The sequence below is a fragment of the Vulcanithermus mediatlanticus genome, from assembly GCF_055385885.1.
This window is the reverse complement of sequence record NZ_AP042385.1, coordinates 1,765,967-1,790,592: the sequence shown is the minus strand read 5'-3', so window position 1 is coordinate 1,790,592 and position 24,626 is coordinate 1,765,967. Positions and strand designations below refer to the sequence as shown.

At 65.8% G+C, this 24,626-nt stretch carries 21 protein-coding genes; 8 read left to right on the top strand and 13 right to left on the bottom strand.

Annotation, left to right across the window (positions count from 1 at the left end; genetic code table 11):
* Positions 1-9: 9 nt before the first annotated feature.
* Together ACZ5BT_RS10300 and ACZ5BT_RS10295 are read right to left on the bottom strand one after the other, a co-directional pair.
* A complete protein-coding gene (locus ACZ5BT_RS10300; protein WP_464884502.1) occupies positions 10-2,325 on the bottom strand; it encodes a 3-hydroxyacyl-CoA dehydrogenase/enoyl-CoA hydratase family protein in 2,316 nt (771 codons plus the stop codon).
* A gap of 27 nt (positions 2,326-2,352) precedes the next feature.
* On the bottom strand, positions 2,353-2,952 hold the full coding sequence (locus tag ACZ5BT_RS10295) for an NUDIX domain-containing protein (protein WP_464884501.1): 600 nt from the start codon (positions 2,950-2,952) through the stop codon (positions 2,353-2,355).
* Between the two features lie 124 nt (positions 2,953-3,076).
* Here ACZ5BT_RS10295 and ACZ5BT_RS10290 point away from each other — a divergent pair, with 124 nt between their 5' ends.
* From ACZ5BT_RS10290 to ACZ5BT_RS10260, 7 genes are read left to right on the top strand one after another with little or no spacing between them, the layout of a single operon-like run.
* Complete coding sequence (locus ACZ5BT_RS10290; protein ID WP_464884500.1) at positions 3,077-4,753, top strand: long-chain-fatty-acid--CoA ligase; 1,677 nt, start codon at positions 3,077-3,079, stop codon at positions 4,751-4,753.
* Positions 4,754-4,774: 21 nt separating this feature from the next.
* Positions 4,775-5,599 carry a prohibitin family protein gene (locus tag ACZ5BT_RS10285; protein ID WP_464884499.1) on the top strand — a complete coding sequence of 275 codons (825 nt, stop codon included), beginning with the start codon at positions 4,775-4,777 and terminating at the stop codon, positions 5,597-5,599.
* A 14-nt stretch (positions 5,600-5,613) separates the two neighbouring features.
* Positions 5,614-7,425, top strand: coding sequence for a 2-oxoacid:acceptor oxidoreductase subunit alpha (locus ACZ5BT_RS10280; RefSeq protein ID WP_464884498.1), 1,812 nt, complete (start codon positions 5,614-5,616; stop codon positions 7,423-7,425).
* 2 nt (positions 7,426-7,427) lie between these two features.
* Entirely contained in the window at positions 7,428-8,306 is an 879-nt protein-coding gene (locus tag ACZ5BT_RS10275) for a thiamine pyrophosphate-dependent enzyme (RefSeq protein ID WP_464884497.1), read from the top strand.
* A gap of 7 nt (positions 8,307-8,313) precedes the next feature.
* Positions 8,314-9,642 (top strand): 3-phosphoshikimate 1-carboxyvinyltransferase, encoded by a 1,329-nt coding sequence (gene aroA, locus ACZ5BT_RS10270; RefSeq protein WP_464884496.1) that lies wholly within the window; start codon positions 8,314-8,316, stop codon positions 9,640-9,642.
* A complete protein-coding gene (locus tag ACZ5BT_RS10265) occupies positions 9,639-10,631 on the top strand; it encodes a DHH family phosphoesterase (RefSeq protein WP_464884495.1) in 993 nt (330 codons plus the stop codon). The genes aroA and ACZ5BT_RS10265 overlap by 4 nt, the downstream gene beginning before the upstream one ends.
* A 24-nt stretch (positions 10,632-10,655) precedes the next feature.
* Entirely contained in the window at positions 10,656-11,618 is a 963-nt protein-coding gene (locus ACZ5BT_RS10260) for an MBL fold metallo-hydrolase (protein ID WP_464884494.1), read from the top strand.
* Between the two features lie 7 nt (positions 11,619-11,625).
* On the opposite strand, the gene ACZ5BT_RS10255 is transcribed toward ACZ5BT_RS10260, so the two are convergent.
* The 11 genes from ACZ5BT_RS10255 to ACZ5BT_RS10205 form a co-directional block, all read right to left on the bottom strand.
* Entirely contained in the window at positions 11,626-12,870 is a 1,245-nt protein-coding gene (locus ACZ5BT_RS10255; protein ID WP_464884493.1) for a glycerate kinase type-2 family protein, read from the bottom strand.
* Between the two features lie 124 nt (positions 12,871-12,994).
* Complete coding sequence (locus ACZ5BT_RS10250) at positions 12,995-13,702, bottom strand: ABC transporter ATP-binding protein (RefSeq protein ID WP_464885818.1); 708 nt, start codon at positions 13,700-13,702, stop codon at positions 12,995-12,997.
* Positions 13,689-14,420 carry an ABC transporter ATP-binding protein gene (locus ACZ5BT_RS10245; RefSeq protein WP_464884492.1) on the bottom strand — a complete coding sequence of 244 codons (732 nt, stop codon included), beginning with the start codon at positions 14,418-14,420 and terminating at the stop codon, positions 13,689-13,691. The genes ACZ5BT_RS10250 and ACZ5BT_RS10245 overlap by 14 nt, the downstream gene beginning before the upstream one ends.
* Positions 14,407-15,315 (bottom strand): branched-chain amino acid ABC transporter permease, encoded by a 909-nt coding sequence (locus ACZ5BT_RS10240; protein ID WP_464884491.1) that lies wholly within the window; start codon positions 15,313-15,315, stop codon positions 14,407-14,409. Before ACZ5BT_RS10240 ends, ACZ5BT_RS10245 begins: the two co-directional genes overlap by 14 nt.
* Positions 15,312-16,169, bottom strand: a complete 858-nt coding sequence (locus ACZ5BT_RS10235) for a branched-chain amino acid ABC transporter permease (protein ID WP_464884490.1) — start codon at positions 16,167-16,169, stop codon at positions 15,312-15,314. Before ACZ5BT_RS10235 ends, ACZ5BT_RS10240 begins: the two co-directional genes overlap by 4 nt.
* Before the next feature lie 29 nt (positions 16,170-16,198).
* Complete coding sequence (locus ACZ5BT_RS10230; protein ID WP_464884489.1) at positions 16,199-17,371, bottom strand: ABC transporter substrate-binding protein; 1,173 nt, start codon at positions 17,369-17,371, stop codon at positions 16,199-16,201.
* Positions 17,368-17,799 carry a MaoC family dehydratase gene (locus ACZ5BT_RS10225; RefSeq protein WP_464884488.1) on the bottom strand — a complete coding sequence of 144 codons (432 nt, stop codon included), beginning with the start codon at positions 17,797-17,799 and terminating at the stop codon, positions 17,368-17,370. Before ACZ5BT_RS10225 ends, ACZ5BT_RS10230 begins: the two co-directional genes overlap by 4 nt.
* Positions 17,796-18,545, bottom strand: a complete 750-nt coding sequence (locus ACZ5BT_RS10220; RefSeq protein WP_464884487.1) for an alpha/beta fold hydrolase — start codon at positions 18,543-18,545, stop codon at positions 17,796-17,798. The genes ACZ5BT_RS10225 and ACZ5BT_RS10220 overlap by 4 nt, the downstream gene beginning before the upstream one ends.
* Positions 18,538-19,338, bottom strand: a complete 801-nt coding sequence (locus tag ACZ5BT_RS10215) for an alpha/beta fold hydrolase (RefSeq protein WP_464884486.1) — start codon at positions 19,336-19,338, stop codon at positions 18,538-18,540. Before ACZ5BT_RS10215 ends, ACZ5BT_RS10220 begins: the two co-directional genes overlap by 8 nt.
* Positions 19,325-20,815 carry a class I adenylate-forming enzyme family protein gene (locus ACZ5BT_RS10210; protein WP_464884485.1) on the bottom strand — a complete coding sequence of 497 codons (1,491 nt, stop codon included), beginning with the start codon at positions 20,813-20,815 and terminating at the stop codon, positions 19,325-19,327. The genes ACZ5BT_RS10215 and ACZ5BT_RS10210 overlap by 14 nt, the downstream gene beginning before the upstream one ends.
* The gene (locus ACZ5BT_RS10205; RefSeq protein ID WP_464884484.1) at positions 20,816-21,811 is read right to left on the bottom strand and encodes a 3-oxoacyl-ACP synthase; all 996 of its coding nucleotides are present in this window, start codon (positions 21,809-21,811) and stop codon (positions 20,816-20,818) included. It abuts the gene before it with no gap.
* A 171-nt stretch (positions 21,812-21,982) separates the two neighbouring features.
* Between ACZ5BT_RS10205 and ACZ5BT_RS10200 the strand changes: the two genes are divergently transcribed.
* Positions 21,983-24,547, top strand: coding sequence for a hypothetical protein (locus ACZ5BT_RS10200; RefSeq protein ID WP_464884483.1), 2,565 nt, complete (start codon positions 21,983-21,985; stop codon positions 24,545-24,547).
* The last annotated feature ends 79 nt before the right edge of the window (positions 24,548-24,626 follow it).

Sequence of the window (24,626 nt, the reverse complement as noted above, 5' to 3'; positions counted from 1 at the left end):
ACTTCCTCCTTAGTTCCTCATCGGCTTCCCGGTCTTCAAGGTGTGGAGCACCCGCTCGAGGGTCTTCTTCGTGCCCGCGAGCTTCAGGAAGGCCTCACGCTCGAGGTCCAAGATGTCGTCTTCGCTGACCTCGCGGGGTGGTCCGTCACCACCGGAGAGCACGTAGGCCAGCTCGTTGGCGATCTTCAGCTCGTGATCGGTGATCTGACCGGCCTCCCTGAACTGCCAGGCCGCGTACTTCAGGTTGCCGAGCGCCTCGGCGCCAAGGGCCACGATCCGGCGCTGCCCACGAACCGGCGGCACGTAGCCGGGCGCCAGCTCGAGCACTCGGCGCTTGGCCTCGGCGATCAGGCGATCCCGGTTCATGACCACGCGGTCGGAACCGCGGAGATACCCGAGGTTTTTGGCCTCGAGGGCGCTGGTCGAGGTCTGGGCCATGGCGATGAGCCCGAAGGCACGCTTTGCGGCCTCAAAGGGGTCGGCTTCCGGGTAGGGCTTGAGGTCCTCGCTGAAGCGGAAGAGCAGTTCCTTGGTCCCGCCGCCGGCCGGGATCAGACCAACCCCCACCTCAACCAACCCCATGTAGAGCTCGGCGTGGGCCACGACCTCATCCGCGTGCAGCACGTACTCGGCGCCGCCGCCCAGGGTGAGGCCGAAGGGGGCCACCACCACCGGGAAGGGCGCGTATTTGAGCCCCATCGTCGCCCGCTGGAAGCTGCGCACCGCCAGGTCGAGCTCGTCCCAATCGCCTTCCTGGATGAGCATGGCGATGAGGCCAAGGTTCGCCCCGGCCGAGAAGGCGCGCGGGTCGTCGTTGCCGACCACCAAGCCCACCAGACCTTCCCGCTCGATGTAGCCGAGGGCCCAGTCGGTGAGAGAGAGGATCCCCTCGCCCACGGTGTTGACCTTGCTGTGGAACTCAAGGAGCAACACCCCGTCGCCGATGTCGACCAACGAGGCCTCTTTGTTCTCCTTCACCACGCGCCCCTCGGATTTGGCCTCGGCGATCACCAGCGCGCCGGGCACCGGGGCGAGCGGCTGGTAGCTCCCGTCGAACGCCAGGTGGCGCTTTTGTCCATCCTGCGTTTTGTAAAAGCTCCCTTCAGCCTTGGCGAGCAGTTCGGGTTCGGCGAAGCCGAACTCCGTCAGGAGGGCGCGGACCGTATCCACCCCCACCGCGTCCATCTGCTCGAAGGGCCCGAGCTCCCAGCCGAAGCCCCAGCGCATGGCGCGGTCGATGGCCACGATGTCGTAAGCGATGGCCTCGGCCTTTTCCAAGGTGTAGTGGGTGGTCACGGCGAAAAGCTTTTTCATGAAGGCGCCGTATTTTTCCGGCAGCTCGAGGACCGCCTTGAGCCGCTCGGGAAGCGGCTTGTCTTTGATTTCGGCGTATCCGGGAATCCGGGGCTTTTCCTTCGGCCGGTACTCGAGGGTCTGGGGATCGAGGGTGAAGATCGCCTTGCCCTCTTTCTTGTAAAAACCGGCCTTGGTCTTCTCCCCGAGCCGCCCCATGGCCACCAGCTTTTCCACCCACTCGGGGAGGGCGAAATCCTCGCCAGTGGCCTCAGCCAGCCCGCTGGCGACGTGGCGCAGGACGTCGAGGCCGGTGAGGTCGGCGGTGCGGAAGACGGCGCTCTTCGGTCGGCCCACGAGCGGCCCCAGCAGGGCGTCGACCTCGTCGATGGTGAGACCGAACTCTTCCATCAGCCGGACCGCCTGCACCATGCCGTAGACCCCGAGGCGGTTGGCGACGAAGCCCGGCACGTCCTTGGCCCGCACGATCCCCTTACCCAAAATGCGGTCGCCGAAAGCCTCGATGGCGGCGATCACCCCGGGGTCGGTGTCGGGGGTCGGGATGATCTCGAGCAGGTGAAGGTAGCGGGGCGGGTTAAAAAAGTGGGTCCCCAAAAAGCGCTTCCTAAAGCCCTCGCTCCTGCCCTCGGTGAGAATCTTCATCGGGATGCCCGAGGTGTTGGTGGAAACGATGGCCTCGGGCTTGAGGATGGCCTCGAGCCGCGCAAACAGCTCTTGTTTGGGCTCGGGTTTTTCGATGATGGCCTCGACCACCCAGTCCACGTCGCCCAGCTTTTCCAGATCGTCGCGGGTGTTGCCGATCTCGATCAGCCGAGCCCGCTCCTTCGCCATGAAGGCTGCGGGGCGCGCCTTCATGGCCCGCTCCAGACCCTTTTTCACGATGGCGTTGGGATCATCGCCGTCGGCGGGAATATCGAGGAGCACCACCGGCACCCCGGCGCTGGCCGCGAGCGCCGCGATGCCGGCCCCCATGGTCCCCGCGCCTACAACTCCGATCTTGCGAATGCGCATGCCCACCTCCTTATACCGAGTATAAACTTATACCAAGCCGAGGCGCTCGTCCAGGTCACCGCCAATTCGGGGCCCGAGGTGTCGCCAGGCGAGCTGTGACCACCCCTCCATCCGGGGAAGCAAATCGTCGAGCTCGCGCCCGCTGACCAGGCGGCCCTCGAGTTTTTCGCGCTCCCGAACCTCGGGCTTGCGGTCGGCCTCGACCAAGAACAACACCCCCACGTGCACCCGCTCAACCGGGGTGGTCGAGGTCAGAATGAGCCCCATTCGGCGCAGGGACCGGGCTTTAATCCCCGCTTCTTCCCAAAGCTCGCGGTAAAGGGCCCAGGTCACTGGATCCCGGCACTGATCCCAGAGGTTGATGTGCCCCCCGAGCCCGATGGAGAAGAGCCCGGCCAATCGTTTCTCGCCACCGCCCCGGATCCGCCGGGTGAGGAAGACCCGGCCCCGGTAGGTCACCACCGCGTAGGGGATCACCTGGCGGTAGGTCGGGTCCTCTTCCATCTGGTGACGAAAGCGGTAAAACCCTTCCCGAGTCAACCGCGACCACAACGCCCCATCGAGGGGCAGCACCCGTCCCGAGGGATCGGGGAGCGCCCGGGCGGGGAGAACGTAGACGAGCTCCATTCCCACACGTTACCCTGACCCGCAAGCGGTGCTGAAGGGGGAAGCGAACTGGGTATAATCTTATACCCGGTTTAAGGGGCACGCGGTGTCCTTCTATCGTAAGCTCGAAGGTAAGGAGGAAAACATGGAAAGGCCCTGGCACGCCCACTATGACCCTGGGGTACCGCCTAAGGTGGACTACCCCAAAGCCCCGCTTTTCGACCTGGTTCGTAACGCGGCGGCCCAGTTTCCCGGGAACATCGCCCTGGACTTCATGGGCAAACAGATGACCTACAAGGCGCTGTGGGAAGAGACCCGCCGCTTTGCCCGCGCCCTCCAGGACCTGGGGCTCCAAAAAGGCGACCGGGTCGCGATCATGCTCCCCAACTCGCCGCAGTTCCTCATCGCTTTCTTCGGCACCCTACTCGCCGGCGGCGTGGCCGTCAACACCAATCCCCTCTACACCCCGCGCGAGCTCGCCCACCAGCTCGGGGACTCGGAAGCGAAGTTCCTCGTCATGCTCGATCTGCTCTGGCCGCGCTTTGCCGAGATCGAACGCGAGGTCCCGACGGAGGTGGTAATCACCACCGGGATCCAGGACGCGCTCCCCTTCCCCAAAAACCTTCTCTACCCCTTCAAGATGAAGCGGGAGGGGAAGTGGGTCAAGGTTCCCGCGCACCCCAAACGGAGGGCCTGGAAAGCGCTGCTCGCGGGGAGCCCGCCCGAGCCGTCGCCGGTCGAGGTGGACCTCGAGGCCCTCGCCCTCCTGCAGTACACCGGCGGGACCACCGGAACTCCGAAAGCCGCGATGCTCTCGCACCAAAACCTCATGGCCAACGTGCACCAGGTCCTGGCCTGGGCACCGGGGCTTGAGCCGGGCAAGGAGGTCATGCTCGGGGTGCTCCCCTTCTTCCACGTCTACGGCATGACGGTCTCCATGAATTTCGGCCTGGCGCTCGCGGCCAAGATCGTATTGCTGCCCCGCTTCGAAATCGCCCAGGTCGTCCGGGCCATCGAGCAGCATAAGGCCACCCTCTTCCCCGGTGTCCCCACCATGTACGTGGCCTTCAACACCTTCCCGGGCATCGAGCAGCGCAACATTCGCTCGGTCAAGGTCTGCATCTCGGGCGCGGCCCCGCTGCCGATCGAGGTGGCGGAGCGCTTCGAAGCGCTCACCGGCGCCAAGCTGGTCGAAGGCTACGGCCTCTCCGAAGCCTCGCCGGTGACCCACTGCAACCCCATGTTCGGCAAGCGCAAAAAGGGATCGATCGGGCTCCCCCTGCCCTCGGTCGAGGCCCGGGTGGTGGGCCCCGACCTCGAGACCCGGGCCGTGGGTGAGATCGGCGAGCTCGCGGTCAAGGGGCCGAACGTCATGCAGGGCTACTGGAGGCGCCCCGAGGAGACCAAGGCGGTCTTGCGCGATGGCTGGCTGCTCACCGGCGACGTGGCCAAGATGGACGAAGAGGGCTACTTCTACATCGTCGACCGCAAAAAGGACATGATCATCGCCGGCGGCTACAACATCTACCCCAGAGAGATCGAAGAGGTGCTCTACCAGCACGAAGCGGTCCAGGAAGCGGCCGTGGTCGGCGTGCCCGACCCCTACCGCGGTGAAACGGTGAAGGCCTACGTGGTGCTCAAGGAAGGCTTCAAGGACAAGGTGAGCGAAGCGGACCTCGAGGCCTTCGCCCGCGAGCGGCTGGCCGCCTACAAGGTGCCAAAACTCTGGGAGATACGCGACGACCTCCCAAAAACCGCGGTGGGCAAGATCCTCCGGCGCGCTCTGCGGGACGAAGAAGCCAAAAAACCCAGAGAAACGTAGGCGCTTCCGTACAATGGAAACATGAACAGCAAGGGGGTCTATGCGTTTGGAGGACTGGGTGTGTTCCTGGTCCTCCTTTTGATCTGGGCTGGCGTTGGCGTCAGGATCATCGATAACCGGCACGTCGGCTGCCGCATTCGCCTGGGTCAGATCCAAAACCAGGAAACCCCGCCCGGCGTGCACTGGGCCGCGGTGCCTATCGAAAGCTTCGCCGAGGTGCCGATCTACACCCAGATCCTCGATTACAAAGGCGTCGAGGTCCTGGCCAAGGACGGGCTGCGCATCAACATGGACATCACCGTGGGCTACCGGATCCGCCCCGAAGAGGCCTGCGAGGCTTACCTGCAATACACCGATATCGAGAACGGTTTGGTGGTGCCTCAAATCCGATCGGCGCTTAGGAAGGTGGCCTCGACCTACCTGTCGACCGAGTACTACGAGCTCCGGGCCAAGGTCGACGCCGGCATCGTCCAGGCCCTCGAGGGCCTCAAGAGCCCCTACTTCGAGATCGTCCAGGTCAATATCCGCAACGTGGTGTTGCCGCAATCGGTGATCGAGGCCATTCAGCGTAAGATCGTGGCCAAGCAGGAAGCCGAACGCATGCAATTCGTTTTGGAAAAGGAGCAAAAGGAGGCCGAGCGCAAGAAGATCGAGGCCCAGGGCATCGCCGAGGCCAACAAGGTCATCGCCGGCTCGCTCACCGAGTCGTACCTGAAGTGGTACCAGGTCCAGGCCATCAAAGACCTCGGCAACTCGCCGAACACCACCTTCATGATCGTGCCCTACGACTCGAACCTCTTCCCGATCCCCACCTATCCGGTCCCGGGTTCCAAGGCCAAACCCTAGGTGTAACTTGAGGCATGGAACGTTCGTGGCGTATCGGCGGCCCCCAGGGGTCCGGCATCGAGACCGCGGCCATGCTCTTCGCCCGGGCGCTCGCCCTGGGCGGGCTCAGCGTCCTGGGCCGGCGCGAATACCACTCCAACATCATGGGGCGGCACAGTTATCTCGAGGTCCGCTTCGGAGAAACGCCGCCGCTGGCCTTCCCCGGAGCGGCCGATCTGCTGGTCGCCCTCGAGGCTGAGACCCTGGCCCGCCACCTGGGCGAGGTGCGACCGGGCGGGGCGGTGCTCTATCCACCCGAGGTTGAAGGGTTCAGGCTCTCGAAACTCCCCTTTCTCGACACCCGACCGCGGGAAGAGCTGGCCGCAAGGCTCGGCGAGGCGGACCCCGACATCCGGATGATTTTGGACGCTTTTCGTCAAAGCGGCGTTGAAACCATTCCCATCCCCTTCGAGAAATACGCCACCCAAGCCGGCGCGGCGCTCGGGCTCCGCCCCATCGCCGCCAAGCGGGCGACCAACACCGCGGCCGTCGCCTCAAGCCTCGCCTATCTCGGGTACCCCCAGGATTTCCTCCTCGAGGCCCTCACCCGGCAGTTCAGCGACAAACCCGAGGTGCTCGCGCTCAACCGCGAGGTGGTGGCCACGGCCTACGCCCAAAAGCTGCCAAAACCGCCTTTTGAGGTCCCTGGCCTGAGGGTAAAAAAACCCCGCCTCTTCCTCACCGGCAGTCAGGCCGCCGCCCTGGGGAAGCTGGCCGGGGGGCTTTCCTTCCAGACCTACTACCCCATCAGCCCGGCCACCGACGAGAGCTTTTACCTCGAGGCCCACCCCCAGGGCGGCGCCACCACCGTCCAGGTCGAGGACGAGCTCGCCGCCGTCACCATGGCCATCGGCGCGGCGATGAGCGGCGCCCGGGCTGCCACCGCCACCAGCGGCCCCGGTTTCTCGCTGATGGCCGAGGCGCTGGGCTTTGCTGGAATCACGGAAACGCCGCTGGTGGTCACCCTCTACCAGCGGGGCGGCCCCTCAACCGGCCTGCCCACCCGCAACGAGCAGGGGGACCTCCTCTTTTCCATCTTCGCCGGCCACGGCGAATTCCCCCGCATCGTGATCGCCTCCGGAGACCTGGAGGAAGCCTTCTTCGACGCCGCCTGGAGTTTGGAGCTGGCCCAGGCCTATCAGACGGTGGTGATCCACCTCCTCGACAAGGAACTGGCTTCCCGCTTTGCCACCGTGGATGAAAAGGCGCTCTCCACGCCGGAGATCCAGGAACGAAAGGCCGGGCTGGAGGGTTCAAGACCGCTCCTCCGTTTCGACCTCGACGCGCACGTGCCCTTGGGTACAGCGGGCACCCACTACTGGATCACCTCCGACGAACACGACGCCTTTGGCCACATCAGCGAAGACCCGGTGGTGCGGAGGCGGATGATGGAGAGGCGCGCCCAAAAGCTTGCGCGCGCCGCCCGCGAGGTCCCGGACGAACTCAAATTTCATCTCTACGGAAGGGGCGAAAAAATCCTCGTCGGCTGGGGATCGGTCAAGGGAGCGGCGAGGTGGGCCACCCAGCGCGCGGGCTGGCGCTACCTCCACCTTCGCTGGCTCTGGCCCTTCCCGGAAGCGGTCGCCGAGGTGCTCGCGGATGCCCCCTTCGCCGTGGTGGAAGAGAACCAAAGCGGGCAGCTCGCCGAGCTCATCCGCCTGGCGAGTGGGCGCTCCCCCAACCTCGGCGTTCATAAATTCACCGGCCGCCCCATCTTCGGCGAAGAGCTGCGCCGGGCCCTCGAGGGCGCCCAAGGGCCCCGGGTGGTCTTGATGGAAGGAGTCTGAAGATGATCAATCCCGACTGGTGTCCAGGTTGCGGGGATTATGGCATCCTCAGCGCGCTCAAGATGGCCCTCAACGAGCTCGGGATCCCGCCCGAGAAAAACGTCGTGGTCTCCGGCATCGGCTGCTCGGCGAAGACGGTCCATTACATCGACGCCTACGGCGTCCACACCCTCCACGGCCGGCCGCTGCCGATCGCCCAGGGTATCAAGCTCGCCAACCCCGAGCTCAACGTGGTCGCACTCGCCGGCGACGGCGACGCCCTGGGCATCGGGGCCGGACACTTCGTGGGGGCGGGGCGGAGAAACGTCGACCTCCTCTATCTCGTCTTCGACAACGAGGTCTACGGCATGACCAAGGGCCAGGCCTCGCCGACCCTGTCCCTTGGCGCCAGGCCCAAAAGCCTTCCCCGCCCCAACATCCAGGGAAAGGTCAACCCCTTGCTCATGGCGCTCGCCGCCGGATTCACCTTCATCGCCCGCGGCTTTGCCTTCGATGTGCAAAGCCTCAAGACGCTGATCAAAAAAGGCATCGAGCACCGGGGCCTGGCCATGATCGACGTCCTCCAGCCCTGCCCGACCTACAACGACCTGCACACCCGGGCGTACTACGCCGAGCGCACCTATGACCTTGCCGAGACGGGCTACGACCCCGAACTCCCCGCCGGGGCCGACGCGGCACTGGTGGCGAGCAAGATGGCCGGTTTCTCCGCCAAGGCCCTGGAGTGGGAACCGCGCATTCCGGTCGGGGTCTTCTGGCAACAGCGCCTGCCCACATTCGAAGAGCGCCTGGCCGAATTCGACCCGAACTATCCCCAGATCCCCCCGGCCAAACGGCCAGTCAGGAGGGATCTGGGCCCCCTCCTCGCCGAACACCGGCTATAGTTGGGCCATGCGTTCGCCCTGGGCTCAGCTCGTCGACGTTGAGCGGGTGGCCCTCTTTCCCCCGCCGGGCCCCATCGAAGCCGAGATCGCCGTCCCTGGCTCGAAGAGCGTCACCAACCGCGCCCTCCTGCTGGCCGGGTTCGCCGGGGGCCCCTCGAGGCTTGTGGGCATCCTCAAAAGCGACGATGCGTACTGGGCCGTCGCGGCGCTCAAGACGCTGGGCATCGACGTCGAGGTCAGCGGCGATACCGCCGTGGTCGCCGGCGGCGGCCCGCGCGTTCGCGAGGCCACGCTCCAGGTAGGCTCGGCGGGGACGCTGGCTCGCTTCCTGAGTGCGATGCTGGCGCTGACCCCCGGCCGCTGGCGGATCGAGGCCAGCCCCCAGATGCAACGGCGACCGATCCAACCCCTCCTCGAGGCCCTCGAAAGCCTCGGGGCCACCATCCACGCCCTCAAGACCCCGGGCCGCTTTCCCCTCCTGATCGAAGGCCGCAAGCTGCCCGGAGGCGAGGTCCGAATCTCGGGGGCCACCTCCAGCCAGTTCGTCAGCGCCCTCCTCATGGCGGCGCCCCTGGCCCAGACCCCGATCGAAGTCATCGTCGAAGGCGGCATCGTCCAGGCCGACTACGTACGCATCACCCTGGAAACCCTGGCCGCCTTCGGCATCCGCGCCCAGGCTTCCCCCGACCTCACCAGGATCACCGTGTTCCCGGGCGCCTATCCGGGCCGCGACCTGGCCCTCGAGGCCGACGCCAGCTCGGCGGCCTACTTCTTCGCCCTGGCCGCCGCCAGTGGGGGACGCATCCGCGTCACCAACCTCGGCCAAAACACGCTGCAGCCTGACCTCGAGTTCGTCGAGGTGCTGCGCCGCATGGGAGCCAGGGTCACGAAAACCCCCGATTGGGTCGAGGTCCAAGGCCCTCCCCAACCGCTCAAAGGTGGGTTCACCGTCTCGCTCCGGGCGATGAGCGACCAAACCCCCACCCTCGCCGTGCTGGCCACATTTGCCGACGCTCCCATCCGCATCAGCGAGGTGGCCCACGTGCGGCACCACGAGTCCGACCGTATCGCGGTCATGGCAGCCGAGCTGAAAAAGGCCGGCATCAAAGCGCTCGAACACGCGGATGGGCTCACCGTCGAGCCCGGCCGGCCCAAACCCACGCTGCTCGATTCCCACGACGACCACCGGGTGGCCATGAGCCTCGCCCTGCTCGCGCTCCGGGCCCCGGGCCTTGCCATCCGCCAACCGGGAACGGTTTCCAAAACCTTTCCCGATTATTTTGGTTATCTGGAACGTTTAGGATTTCGTCTGCGGTTGTATACTCAAAGGCCATGAGTGCGAACAACGCCCCCGAACCGCGATACTGGGAGAAAATGCGTCTCGTTGCTGAGACCTTGAAGGCCGTTGACGGACCGATCTACATCATCGCCCACATCGACCCCGACGGCGACGCCCTGGGCAGCACCCTCGGCCTCTACCGGGCGCTCAAAAAACTCGGCAAGGAAGCCTACTGGATCATGGAGCCACCCCGCTTCCTCCGCTTTATTCCCAGGGAGGATGAGTACACCGACCCCGTGACCGACCTCCCCGAGAACGCCACCCTGGTGGTCCTGGACTCGGGCGACAAGGACCGGGCCGTCGGTGCGCCGGTCGCTGGGTTCGTGATCAATATCGATCACCATGGCTCGAACTCGCGCTTCGGGCACATCCACGTCGTCGACCCCACGAAACCGGCGGCGGCGATGATGGTCAAGGACCTCATCGACCTGCTGGAGGTCCCTTGGGATGAAGACATCGCCACCCCGGTACTGACCGGTACCATGACCGACACCGGCTTTTTCAAGAACGCCAACACCACCCCCGAGGTCTTCCAGCTGGTCTCCGAGCTCATGAGCTACGGCGTGAAGTACCCCGAGCTCGTCGACCGGCTCTCCTGGCGGCCACCGGAATACTTCAAGCTCACTTCGCTGGTGCTGGGAACGGTCCGGTTCCACTTCGACCACCTGGCGGTCAGCGCCCACGTGACCCAGGCCATGACCCAGGAAGCCGGCGCCAGCGAGGAGGACACCGACGACTTCGTCGGGCTTTTGAAAACCGCGGAGGGCTCGGTGGTGGCCATCTTCTTCAAGGAAAAAGAGGACGGGGTCAAGCTCTCGATCCGCTCCAAGGGCGGGGTCAGCGCCCAGCGCATCGCGCTGAAGCTCGGCGGTGGCGGCCATGTTCCCGCCGCGGGCGCGACGCTTTTGGGCGTCACCTTGGAAGAGGCGTACGCCAAGACCCTGGCCGCGGTCGAGGAAGAGCTCAAGCGAACCGGCTACCTCTGAAACGCCCACCCCAAAGGGGGCTGAATGCGAACCCAAGTGCAGATCGAAGAAGTGGCGAGGGGGATCTGGCGCCTGAGCTTGCCGATCCCCTACCCGCTCAAGCACGTCCATGGCTATCTCCTCCGGGGTGACGGCGCGGCCCTGGTCGATACCGGTCTCAAGGCGGGGGCCCTCGAGGCCGCGCTGGCCGAGCTCGGCCTCGGTTTCGGCGATCTCGACGCGGTTTTCATCACCCACCACCACCCCGACCACTACGCCCTCGCCGGACGCCTGGAGGCCCAGGGGGCCCAGGTTTTGATGCTCGAGGAAGAGATCCGCCGCGGCCACGCCTTCTGGACCGACTTCGAGACCTGGCGCGACGCCGGACACTGGGCCTTCCTGGACCACGGGGTCCCCGAGGCCTACATCGAGGGATTTGCCCGCGAGATGGACGAAACCCGGAAGCGGGTCTTTCCGCCCGAGTCACCGAGGGGCCTCCAGGACGGCCAGACAGTGGAGCTCGCCGGCATGCGCTTTCGGGTCCTCGCGACTCCCGGCCACGCCGAGGGTCAGGCCGCCCTCTATCGCGAAGATGGGGTGCTCATCGCGGGGGACGCGATCCTCGACCGGGTGAGCCCCATCATCGCCCGCTGGGCCTACAGCAACCCCGATCCCCTGGCCGACTTCCTGGGTACCCTCGAGCGGCTGGCCGAGCTGGAGGTGGGTCTCACCTTGAGCGGCCACTTCAACCCCCCCGACCTCAAAGCCCGAACCAAAGCCCTCCAACGCCACCACGCCGAGCGCCTGGAGGCCACCCTCGAGGCCCTCAAAACGGGGCCCAAGACGGCCTGGGAAGCCTCGCTCGCGCTCTTTCCGGGCGAGCTGCCACCCACCCAGCGCCGCTTCGCCTGGGCCGAAACCCTCGCCCACCTGGAGCACCTTCGATACCAGGGTGAACTCGCCCGCATCCCCGGCCGCCCCGTGCGCTACGCGCTGGCCACCGGGTGAGGCCCATTCAGACCAAAATGATCCGCAGGTCGTTGAGGTTATTGGCGGTGGGGCCGGTCTGAACCAGATCCCCGAGGGCGGAGAAGAAGCCGTGGGCGTCGTTTCTGGCCAGGTAGGCCGCGGGATCGAGGCCGAGCGCCAGGGCCCGGTGGAACGAATCCGGGGTGAGTAGGGCCCCGGCAACGTCGGTATTCCCGTCGATACCATCCGAATCCACCGCCAGGGCCCACACGCCCTCGGGGCCCAGGTAGAAAAGGAGCCAGAGCAAAAACTCCTGGTTGCGCCCGCCCCGGCCTTCACCCCTCACCGTGACGCCGGCCTCGCCACCGCTCAAAAGGGCAAAGGGCGGCCGGCGGGGCAAGCCACGCTTGCGCGCGCTCAAAATGATCTCGGCGTGGACTCGGGCAAGGTCCCTGGCCTCGCCGGTCAGGCGGTCGGAGAGGATCAGGGTCGGAAAGCCCTTGTCCTCGAGATAGTCGGCGGCCGATTGCAAAAGATCGGCGTTCGAAGCGAGGATTTCGGTTTCCACTCCGGAAAACACGGGCGCGCCCGGTTTTGGCGTTTCCGGGAGTTCACCCCGGGCTCCGGCCTCGAGGTGAGCCCGGGCCTTCTTGGAAGTGACGCCGTAGCGGTCGAGGACCCCCAGCGCGTCCTCGAAGGTGGTGGGATCGGGCACCGCGGGCCCCGAGGCGATGGTGCTGGGATCATCGCCGGGAACGTCGGAAAGCAGCAAGGCCCGGACCCGGGCCGGATAGGCGGCCTCCGCCAAGCGCCCGCCCTTGATGCGCGAGAGGTGCTTGCGCACCGCGTTGATCTCGTGGATCGAGGCGCCGCTCTTCAAGAGTTCCCTGGTCAGGCCCTGCTTTTCCTCAAGCGTCACGCCCCAGGGCGCGGCCCAAAGGGCACTCCCCCCTCCCGAAACGAGCAGAAGCAGGAAATCGCCGGAACCCAGGCTTTGGGCCAGGGCGAGCGCTTCGTCCGCCGCCGCCTCCGAATTGCGATCCGGAACCGGGTGGCCCGCCTCAACGAGACGCATTCGCGAAAGCTTGCCCGCATGTCCATAACGGGTCACCCCAAAGCCGATCGCGTCCGGCCAGACCTCCTCCACCGCCTTCAGCATGGGCCAGGCCGCTTTACCAACCGCCAGCACGTGGGCGCGGGGCGGCGGTGGGCCGAGGGCTTCGCCGACCAGACGGTAGGGATCGGTGGCGAACAGCGCCCGATCGAGGGCTGCCCGGAGCAACTCGCGCACGCCCCAAGCTTACCCCGAGCCGCCAGGCGAGTGCCTACGGGCTTACCAACACACCGATGCAAGATTGGCGCTCGTTCGCCTTTCCCCCGGGTCCCCCCCGCCGCGTTTTGCCGCGGCGGGGGACTCAGAAGGCCAGGTAGGCCCGCTGCACCGCGGGATTCTCGCGGAGGCTCGAGGCGGAGCCCTCGAGGACCACTCGGCCGTGCTCCAAAACGTATCCGCGATCGGCGACCTCGAGGGAAAGGGCCACGTTCTGTTCCACCAGGAGCACCCCCACGCCCCGGCTTCGCACCGATTCGAAAACCGAGAGCACTTCCTGGGCCAGGTTCGGGGCCAGGCCGAGGCTAGGCTCGTCGACCAAAAGGACCTTCGGCTGCCCCATCAGCGCCCGGGCAATGGCCAGCATCTGCTGCTCACCGCCGGAGAGGGTGCCGGCGAGCTGGTTTTTCCGTTCCGCAAGCCTGGGAAACAGTTCGAAGACCCAGGCAAGGGAGGCTTCAAAGGCGTCCATGGCCAAGAAGGCGGCCCCGAGCCTGAGGTTTTCAATCACCGTCATCAGCGGGAAAAGCTGTCGCCCCTCGGGCACGTGTCCGAGGCCCATCCGTGCCCGCGAAGCGGCGCTCGTGGGCCCAAGGTCGACCCCGTTCAGCCGCACCTGCCCCCGCCAGGGCCGGCAAAGCCCCGAGATCACCCTCAGCGTGGTGGTCTTGCCCGCCCCGTTGGCCCCGAGGAGCGCCACCAGCTCCCCGGGGCCAACGGTGAGCGAAACCCCCCACAGCACCTGCGCTTTACCGTAGCCGGCCTCGACGTCCAAAAGCTCAAGCACCGCGATCCTCCCCCCGACGCCCGAGGTAGGCCTCGCGCACCCTGGGCTGCCGCGCCACGGCCTCATACGTGCCCTCGGCGATGACCTCCCCGTGATCCATCACCACCACCTGATCGGCGAGCGCCCGGACCACCGGCATCACGTGCTCGATGAAGAGAATGCTCACGCCTTCTTCGCGCAGGGAACGGATGAACGCCACCGTCTCCTTGGCCTCCACGGGCCTGAGCCCGGCCATGACCTCGTCGAGCAGGAGCAGCTTGGGCCGGGTGGCCAGGGCCCGCGCGACCTCGAGGCGCTTGTCCTCGACCAGCGTCAGGTTCGAGGCCACCTGATCAGCATGAGCGGCAAGGCCCGTACGCACCAGCACCTCATCGACCCACCGCCGGGCCTCGGCCACCCCGAGGCCCGGCGAACCGAACAGCGCCCCCACCATGAGGTTCTCACGCACCGTCATCTCGGGAAAGGGCTCGACGATCTGAAAAGCCCGGCCAAGCCCCAGATGCGTTCGCCGTTCGGGTGGCATACGGGTGATATCGCGGCCCTCGAGGAGAATCCGGCCCTTGCTGGGGCGAATGAGCCCCGAGATCAAATTGAGCAAGGTGCTCTTCCCCGCCCCGTTCGGGCCGATCACCGCCAGAATCTCGCCCGCGTTTACGGTCAAACTCACCTCGCTCACTGCGAGGAGACCGCCATAGGCCTTGGACACGCCTTCAACCCTGAGCACGATGCCTCCAAAGCCTCACCAGGCCACCGGGGAGAAACAGCACGGTCACCACCAGCAACACCCCGTAAACGATGAGGTACCCCTGACCGATCTCCAGCCTGAGGAAATTCTCTAAACCCGTCAGCAAAAGCCCGCCCAGGAGCGGACCGGTGGTGGTATAGAGGCCACCGAAGATCGGAATCACCAGCGCCTCCACCGCGCGAACCAAGCCAAAGGCATCGTACGAAGTAAGGAAGAGCGCCTTCTGGGCGTAAACCCCGCCGGCGAGCCCTGCGAGGAAGCTCGAGACCACGAGCGCCCCCAGCTTGACCGACGTCGCGGGAACGCCGAGCACCCGGGCCACCGCCTCCCGCTGCCGAACCGCGGCCGCGGCGAAGCGCCAGCGACTTCGCTCCAAAAGCAGACTCGCCCCTACCGCCACCGCGAGAACGGCCAGCGCGAGATAGTAAACCGCCATCGGAGCCCCGGGGAAAGCGGCTGGCAGGGGGTACCCCCACGGCCCGCCGAGAAACTCCACCGGCGCCTTGAGCACCAGGGTGCGCATCACCTCGCTGTAGGCCAGCGAAGCAATGGCGAAGTAAATGCCGAGGAGCCGGAGCGTGAGCGCCCCCAGCAAGGCCCCGTTGATGGCCGCGGCGACGGCGCCGAGAAAAAGCGCGACAAAAGGCCCTGTCCCGTGGTTCATGGCGTAGGCGGTGGCGTAGGCCCCAACGCCAAAAAAGGCCCCGTGAGCCAGGGAAAGCTGCCCGGTCCGGGCCATGAGGTCCCACGAGAGCGCGAGGGCGGTGATCACAAAGGCAAAGGGGGCGGCATCCAAAACGAAAGCGCGCCACACCCCAAGCGGCACCGCGGGCAGCAAAAGGGCCAGGAGGAAGACGAAGCCGACGAGCCTCACACCACCCTCCAGCTCCGAAGCACCAGCGCGGCGAAGATCACGAAGAAGAAGACCGCCTCGACCCACCCACCACCACCAGGGACGTAGGTGGAAACGAACGCCTCGGCCAAAGCCAGTACCAGCGAGGCCCAAAGCACCCCGGCGATGTTCCCGAGCCCGGCCATCACCACGATGGCAAAGGCCTTGAGAGTGTAGATGAACCCAACGGTGGGACTGGCGTAGAGCATCACCGAAAGCATCACCCCGGCCAGGCCGGCGAGGGCCGCGGAAAGGCCAAAAGCGAAGGCATAGACGTTTTCGATCTCGATTCCCAAAAGCCCCGGAGCCATCCGGTTTTGCGCCACCGCCCTCACGGCCAGCCCCCAGCGACTCCTCTTTAAAAAGGCGTGCAGCAGGAATAGGAGCAGATAGGAGAGGACGAACGAGATCAATGGCACCCAGCCGAAGGCCAAAAAACCCAGCGAGAGCGAGGCGCCTTGGTAGGGGGGGTTGACCACGCGGGTATCCCCGCCAAAGAGAAGCAAGGCCAGATTTTGCAAGACGATGGACAGACCAAACGTCAGCAGCATCTGATTGAGCTCCGGGGCCAGCAACACCGGGCGGATCAGCCAGCGATACACGAGGGCGCCGGCCAAAAAGAGCGCCAGGGCAGCGATGCCCAGCGAGAAGACCGGGTCCACCCCGCGCGCCACGAAGAGCAAATAGCTGAGGAACGCCCCGATCATCAAGAACTCCCCGTGGGCGAAGTTCACAATGCCCACGACCCCGAGAGCGATGGCGAGGCCGCTCGCCACCAGGGCATACACCCCGGAGGCGAGCAGGCCGTTCATGAGCGTTTGCAAAAAGAGTTCCACGTCGCTCCCCGCATCACATCAAACCGGCTTTAGGGGGCCATGGGGTAGCGCAACTCGACGACCGCCTTTCCCGGCGGGAAGACCGGGTAGCGGGCGCCCGAGAGGTACTGGAACTGGAACCAGACCTCGCTGCCAAACCCCTGGTATTTGGTCTTTCCCGTACCCGAGGGCCCGAAACTCAAGGGACCGAACGGGGTATCCATCTCCACCTGGGCCAGGGCCGCCGCGATCGCAGGCTTCCCCTCACCCTGCGCCCGCGCCAGCGCCCACGCGAGCGACTTCACGATCACGTACCCCAGCGGCGCCATGTACTCCTCGGTGACCTCGCCGTACTTCTGCCGGTAGGCCCGGACGAAGGCTTTCGACTCCACGTTGGCCACGGTGGGCAACCAGGCGGTCATCCCGGCCACGCCGCTGGAGAGCGGGCTCTGCTCGAACCCCTTGGGCCAGGAGGGCGGGGCGCCGTAGATGAGCTTGGGGTTCAATCCGACCTCGCGCGCCTGGGCGGCGATGGGCAAAGCATCCACGTCGTAGCCGATCCAGTAGAGAATATCGGGGCCAAAGGCCTTAAAGCGGGTGAGTATGGAGGTAAACTGACCCGAGCCCGCCTTATACGGCGCCGTTTGCACCGAGTAACCCATATCTTGGAGCTGCTTTCGGTAGACCTTGATGCCGGCAGACCCAAATGGCCCGTCCTCGTAAAGCACCGCCACCTTCTGGGCTCCCTTTTCCTTCCGGAGGTACTGGAAAAACCCAAGCGCCGCCTGAACGTTGTTGTAATCCCACGGGTGGTAGTGGAAGAAATAGGGATAGCCCTGGTAAGCATTCTCGACCACAGAGCTGGCCGCCCCGATCACCAAAAAGATCGGCTGATAGCGCTTGATGGGGCCTGCCAGGGCGTAAGTCACACCGGAGGACAGGCCGCCGATCACGATGTCAACCTTGTCCACGGTAAGCAGCTTGGTGAGCGCCGGGACCGCTTTGGCGGGATCGGTGCCCGAATCGGCCACCTTAAGCTCGATCTTGAACGCGCCCTTGGCGTTGATCTCGTCGACCGCGAGTTGGATTCCGCTCAAAGCGGCCTGACCGGAGACCGAAGCCACACCCGAAAGCGGCAGTAATACCCCCACCTTCACCGTCTTGGCCGCAAAGGCCATACCCAAGAACGCCGCCAGTATGAAAAACACCCCAACCTTTTTCATTCCTCTCCTCTCCTTTCCTCGATCGGCTGGTAAAGCACCTTAGCCTCCCCTTCCAGCACCCGTTCCCCGCGCTGGTTGACGCAGATCGTCTCCAAGGTGAGCACCTGACCGCCATCGTCACGATCCCGCACCTGGCGCACATAAGCCGTGGCGGTGACAGTGTCGCCCAGGTAAACGGGCTTTAAGAACTTCAGCGACTGCGCCAGGTACACCGCCCCCGTCCCCGGAAGCCTGGTACCGATCACCGTCGAGATAAGCCCCGCGGTCAAAATGCCGTGGGCGATGCGGGCGCCAAAACGGGTCTTGCGGGCGTACTCGGCATCGAGGTGTAAGGGGTTGGTGTCCCCGCTCACGCCGGCGAAAAGCACCACGTCGGCTTCGGAGATCGTCTTCGTGAACGAAGCCCGGTCCCCAACCTGAAACCTCATCGCCCCACCTCCGAAAACGCCATCCGGAGCATCTCCCCAAGCCGCGCCGGGGCCTCGATCATCGGGCTGTGACCGACGCCCTCGAGGACCCAAAGCCGCCCCTTTGGAAACGCCTGGGCGGTCGCCTCGGCCATCTCGGGGGTGATGAGCGCGTCCTGATCCCCGCGTATGACAAAGACAGGTTTGGCGTAGGTCGCGGTTTGGCCCTCCACGCCCCAGGAGGCAAGCGCCTTGGCATTGCCGGCAAACCCCGCCGGGTGCATCCCCTGGGCCAGGTCAACCAGGCGCTCGAAGTACGGGGGCTTCCGGCTCGGCATCGTCGCCGCCAGCGCCTCGGCCAGCGCCTGCCGATCGTCGCGGTAGCCCTCGAGGATGGGGTAATAGGCCTCGGGGGTGGGATATCCCCCGGGCGGCGCGGAGTCCAACAAAACGAGGGCTGGGAAGCGATCGGGCTCGCGCAGGGCAGCTTCCATCACCACCGCGCCGCCGAGCGAGTGGCCCACCAGTATGGGGGTTCCGAGGCCGAGCCGGTCGATGAAGCCAAGGAGCACCTGGGCATAGATCGGAATGCTGGGCACGAAGCCTTGCGGGGCCTCACTCTCGCCAAAACCCGGAAGATCCGGGGCGATCATCCGATACCCTGGCCACTTGAGGCCCAGGATCTCCTGCCACCATGCCTTGCCGGCAAAGTTGCCGTGCACCAGGACCACCGGTTGCCCATTGCCTGTTTCCAGATAGCTAAGCATGATCCGCCTCCAAAAATTCCCGAACCGCACCGAAAAACCGCTGCGGGTCCTCGAGGGGCGCGAGGTGACCGAGGCCCTCGAGGACCAAAAAGCGCGCACCGCGAATGGCGCTGGCCGTCTCCCGTCCGTAACTCGGGGGAAAGAGCAGGTCGGCCTCCCCCGAGAGCACCAGGGTCGGGACCTCAACCTTCGCGAGTGCCGGGGTGAGGTCGCCAAGGGTGAGGAAGCCGTCGAGAAGCCTTTCCTGCGCAGCCTCCGTCGGGGCCATGGCCCGTGCCTCGGCCAGCGCTTCTTCGCTCAACAGCCCGGGGTTTTGGGCCAAGAACCGACGCCCGTAAAGCCAGGGCAGCGCCACCTTGAGCCTGAGCTCGGTCCCGCCCACGGTCAAAGCCGCTCGCCAGCTCTCAACCTTGGCCCGAACGAGCGGGTCGAGCCGCGAAAGCGTCGCCGCCAGGATGAGCCTTTGGAGCCCGGACGGGCGCCCACTGGCAAACACTTGCGCCACCACGCCACCGTTGGAAAGACCGAGTACGCTGTAGGTTTCGATGCCCAGGGCTTCAAGCAAAGCTCGAAGGTCGGCGGCGTGCACCTCCGGGGTGTAGATGCCGGGCGGGGCCAGAGAGTTCCCTTGGCCGCGCATGTCATAGCGGAGCACGCGATACCCTTCCAAAAAGCCGAGCAGGGGCGTCCAATGGGTCGTTTTCTGGAAGATGCCGTTCAAAAGCACCAGCCAGGGCCCGTGCCCGTCGGTTTCGAAATAGAGGCGGATGCCACGAACCTCAACCGTCGGCACGTTCACCCCCGTAGCGCGCCGCGATCTCGCGCTTTAGGATCTTCCCGGCGCCCGATTTGGGCAGCGACGGCAGAAAAACCCACCGCTTCGGCACCTTGTAAGCGGCGAGACGCGTCTTTAAGAAATCCTTCAACGCATCTTCGTTGGCCTTGGCCCCGGGCTTGAGGACGACCGCGGCGAGGCCCACCTCGCCCCACTTGGCATCGGGTACGCCCACCACCGCGGCCTCGAGCACGTCCGGGTGATCGTAGAGGACCCGCTCGATTTCAGCGGGGTAAACATTCTCCCCGCCAGAAACGAACATCTCCTTTTTCCGTCCCACGATGTAGTGCCGACCCGCCTCGTCGCAATACGCCAGATCGCCGGTGCGAAGCCAGCGCCGACCCTCAGCCTCTACAAAGACGGCGGCGGTTTCATCCGGCCGCTCGAAATACCCCTGCATCACCACCGGCCCCGAAAGCCAAAGCTCGCCCACCTCCAAGGGGCCAAGCCGCTCGCCGCTCGAACCGGCGATCCGGGTCCAAAGGTGGAGCACCGGCCGGCCCACCGCCTCGGGGTAGGCCTCGGCTTCGTCGAGGTCAAAGGCAAAGCAGTTCACCCCGGCTTCGGTGAGTCCGTAGCCCTGCTTGAACCGGACACCGACGCGACGAAAGGCCTCGCGTACCGGGGCCGGACAGGGCGCCCCTCCGGAAATCGCAAAGCGAACGCTGGAAAAGTCGGTCCGGGCAAAATCCGGATGTTGGGCCAGCATCTGAAACATGGTGGGCACCATAAAGAGCACCGTGGGCCGGAACGATGCGACCCAGGCCAGATACTCGCCGGGATCAAAACGCTCCTCGATCAAGACCTCGGCCCCGAGGTACAAAAGGGGCGTCGTAAGGGCGTGGAGGGCGGCATGGAACATCGGCGTGGCCACGATGTAGCGGTCGCTCGGGGCAAGCCCCCAGGAAAAGACGGTGTTCTTGGCATTGATCAAGAGCTGCCGATACGGGATCATCGCCGCTTTTGGCCTGCCGGTGGTGCCGCCGGTAAAGAGCAGCATGACGAGGTCTTCGGGGCCAAGCCTCGGCGAGGCAAACGCCACCGTTTTCCCTTCGGTGAGGACCGAAAGTGGCAGCGCACGGGGCCCCAAATCCTTGATCCGATCCCCAAACTCATCGGCATAAAAGAGCCACTTGGGACGCACGTAGGCCACCAGATCCGCGATCTCGGGCGGCGCCAGCCGCCAGTTGAAAGGAACGAGAACGTGGCCGAGGCGCGGGGCCGAAAAAAGGAGGTCAAGGTAGGCCAGGTGATTGGGCGCCAAAAGCCCCACCCGGTCCCCCGGTTCCACCCCCAGTGCCGCCAGGCGACCGGCGGTTTTTTTCGCTCGCGCCTCCAGGTCGCGGTAGGTGTACCACCGCCCCCGGAAGTGCACCGCACGGCGTTCCGGGTGGTAAGCCGCGAGGCGGGCGATGAGATCGAGGTTGAGTTCCATCTACGCCTCCCTCCGGAAAACCGCAGCCCCCCAGTGGTAGCCGACCCCGGCCACCGCGCAGGCCGCGAGCCCACCTGGGGGAATCCGACCGTCCTCGAGGGCCAGCTTGAAAGACAAAATGGGGTCCAGCTGGCCCAAATGACCGTAGCGCTCGAGGTAGATGCTCTTGTCTTCCCCCAGACCGAGCCCTTCGAGCACCGCCGCGTGGGCCGAGCGTTTCATGTGCAAAAGGGCGAGATAGCTGAGCTCTCGGGCCTCGCACCCCGCCTCGCGCAATGAAGCCTCAATGACCTGCAAAAAGTTGGGCAGGCTCACCTGGGCCAACCGCGCTTTCAGCCATTCCGGATCGGTGACCTTGAGGCGGTACTGGTCGAGGTTCTCCCGCGTGAGGGGGTTCCGAGTTCCGCCCACCGGCACCAGAACCGCCTGCGCCAGCGACGAATCGGTAAGCAAACGGGCAGAAAGGAGGCGGAGCCCTGGGCCGTCCCGGCCAACCACCACCGCACCCCCGGCTGCCCCCAGGTCATACATGAAACGCACGTGGGGATCGCTGTAGTCGATCAGGTCGCCGTTGCGGTAACCGCCGGCGATAAGGACCTTCCCAGCCCGGCCCGTGACCAAGAGCCCCTCGGCCAGGAGCAAGGCAGTGACGAAGCTCGCGCATTTTTGATTCACGTCGAAAGCAAATGCGTGCTCGGCCCCAATTTCCTTCGCGATATAAGCGGCGCTCACCCACACCGGGTAGTCCTTGTGCTCTTCGGTGATGGAGATGACGACGTCAACCGCCTGCGGACGAACACCGGCATCGGACAGCGCTTCTTCGGCGGCCCAAATGGCCATCGCCGCGGGGTGATCGTCGGGCCCGGGCACTGGCTTTTCCAAAATCCCCAGCTTTTCCCGGACCACCCACTCCGGAAGGCCGCTTTTGCGAGCGATGTCCGCCGCGTCCATCCGTGACTCCGGTAAGTAAAGCCCAAGCCCCTCGATCAAAACCATCCGATTGATTCCCCTTCGCTTTGGCCTAACCCTAGCAAACCCCTGTTACAAACCCGTTACACACCCGGGGAAAAGCCCGCCTGCTAAACTGCGGGGAAGCCGATGCGCTATTTCATTCCCGCGACCCGACTTTTACCCCCGCGGATCCCCCACGAGGTCCGTAGGCCCAGGGTGCGTAATCTCCTTTTTTCTCGCTGGCAGGAAAGCCCGGCCGTGATCCTGGCCGCTCCAGCCGGCTACGGTAAGTCGGCGCTCCTCGCACCCCTGGCCGAGGTCTGGGTCACCCTCGGGGAAGAGGCTCGCGACCCCGCAGTGTTCGTCTGGCACCTGCTCGCCGCCTACCGGGACCGGATCCCGGGCAAAACCGTTGAGGCCAGGCTCATGGGCGGAGACTGGCCGGGGGCCGCGCGCGCCCTGGCCGAAGCCCTCACCACGCTGCCTCCCCACACCCTGGTCCTCGACGAGGCGCACAAGGCCCCGGCCCGCGAAGGGCTATCGATCATCAAGGCCCTCCTGAACACCCCCGGGCTCCGGCTGGGGCTCGCGGGACGGCGGGCGGCGCCGTGGGAAGCGCTGGCCAGCGTCATCGGGCCCGAGGCCCTGGCGTTCGACCTCGAGGAGGCGCTCGCCCTGGCTCGGGCGCTGGCGCCGAGCATGGCGGCGTTCGACGTCGAGCGGGCCTGGCGGCTGGTGTCGGGATGGCCGCTGGGGCTTCGGGTGCTGCTGCGCTGCGCCGCCCGAGGCATGCTGCCGGAACGGGCCGTCTTTGAACCCCCGGAACCCGAGAGTATCAGCGCCTACCTCCTGGCCGGCCTCGAACCCGAGATGGCCACGCTGGCCGCCCGTGCCGCGGCCTTCACCGAAGTCGGGCCCGAAGAAGCCGAGCGACTGGGCTTCGAATTCGAAGCGCTGGAAACCCTGGCCGAAGACCTCCTCCTCGAGCGGGTGGGGCAGCGCCTACGCTTTCACCCCCTGGTTCGTTCAGCCCTGCTCCGCACGCTCCCACCCGAAGAAGCGCGTTCTTTGGTCATCCGGGCCGCGAAACACAAGGGCGGCATCGAAGCCGCAGTGCACCTGATCGAAGCTGGCAGGTATCACGAGGCCGCCGAACGCCTCAAGGCCGAAGGCACGCGCTGGTTGGAGCAAGGACTCAACCACAGCGTGCTGTACCTGACCGACCGCCTCACCGGTCACGCCGACCTCACCCTTCTCCGCGCCGAAGCCTTACGGCAAGCCGGGCGCTACGCCGATGCTGAAGTTTTGTTTCTCGAGGCCGCACAGCAGGGCCAGGCCGAAGCGCACTTCGGTCTGGCCCGGCTCTACCTGGACACCGTCGAACCCGCCAAGGCCTGGCCACATCTCCGGGCCGCCCGCGACCTGTTCCCCTGGGAAAACGTCAGACCGCTCTGGGCGGAAAACGCGCTCAACGCCGGGCGGATCGGTGAAGCCTTAAAACTCGGCGCCCAAGGGCCACGGGCGCTTTTGCGCAGCGGCCGGGTTGAGCTGGCGCTTGCGGCGGTGCGAGAAATGGACGAGACACCGCCCCCCCGACCCTCGAAAAACCACCGGGAAGGACGCCTTTTGCTGGCCCTACTCGAGGCGATCGCCGGCGATGCCAAAGCCGGGCTCACGGCAGCCGAGCACGCCCGGGCCCGGGGCGAGGAACTCGGTAGCCCCTTCGTGGTGGCCCTGGCCGAGGCCCGGAGGGGGCACGCGCTTTTGGCCATGTCGCGCTGGGACGATGCCGGGGCCGCCTACCGCCAGGCCCTCGCCCTTTCCGAGGGAGGACCGGCCCGGCTCACCGTCGAAGCCCTCGCCGGGCTTGGCAGCCTCGGCGACGACCGGGCCCTCGAGGAAGCCCTCCGCTTGGCGGAGGCGAGCGGCGATGCCTGGGTCCGAGCGTTCATCTCAACAATGGCGGCCTACGCCCGGCTGCGCCAGGGCAAAGGCTACCCCCTCGCCTTTCCCCCGAGCGAAGATCCTTTCCTCGACGCACTGGCTCGGGCGTACCCTTGGCAGCCCGGGGACGTCGGTCTCCTCGAGCGCCACCCCTTTCTCCTGAACGACACCCTGTTTGCGCCGCCCATCGAACGCAGCCGCCACGCGCTCTGGCAAGCGGGAAAGCTCGAGGTCGACCATCATCCGGGGGTGTGCGTTGAGATCCAGGCCCTCGGGCCTTTCCGCGTCCGGGTGAACGGCCAGCCGCTTCGCTTCAAACGGGCAAAGGCCCGCCTGCTCCTCGCGCTCATGGTGGCTGGGGTTGAAGGGAAGACGGCGCTGATGGAGGCCCTCGAGGTCTCATCGGGAGAATTTCGGGTCCTGTGGTCGGAGCTCTTGCGCCTCCTCGAGCCCGGACGTCCACCCAGGAGCCGGGGCTATTTCCTTGCTCCCTACCGCCTCGTCTCCCGCCCCGAGCTCAGGATCGACCTTTGGCAAAGCGACGTCTCGCCCGAAACCCAGGCCGAGAGCGACCGGGAACCCTTTGCCGACCTCGATCATCCGAGACTCGACGAGGCCCGCATCGCCTTCAAGGAAAAGCTGAGGCAACGCCTCATCGATCGAGGCACGGTCCGGTCTCTGCTGCTCGCCGTGAAGCTCGATCCTCTCGACGAAGCGCCTCTTGAGGCCCTGGAACACCTGGGAGACTCGCGGGCCTATCGGGAAGCACGTGAACGCCACGAGCGTGCGCTCCGCTCGCTGGGCCTGGAACGCGCCGATCTCGGCGGGCTCGCTTGAAAACACGAACCAAGAACTGAGGACGGGGCAGAACCCCGTCCTGATGGTGGGCGGTACTGGACTTGAACCAGTGACCTCC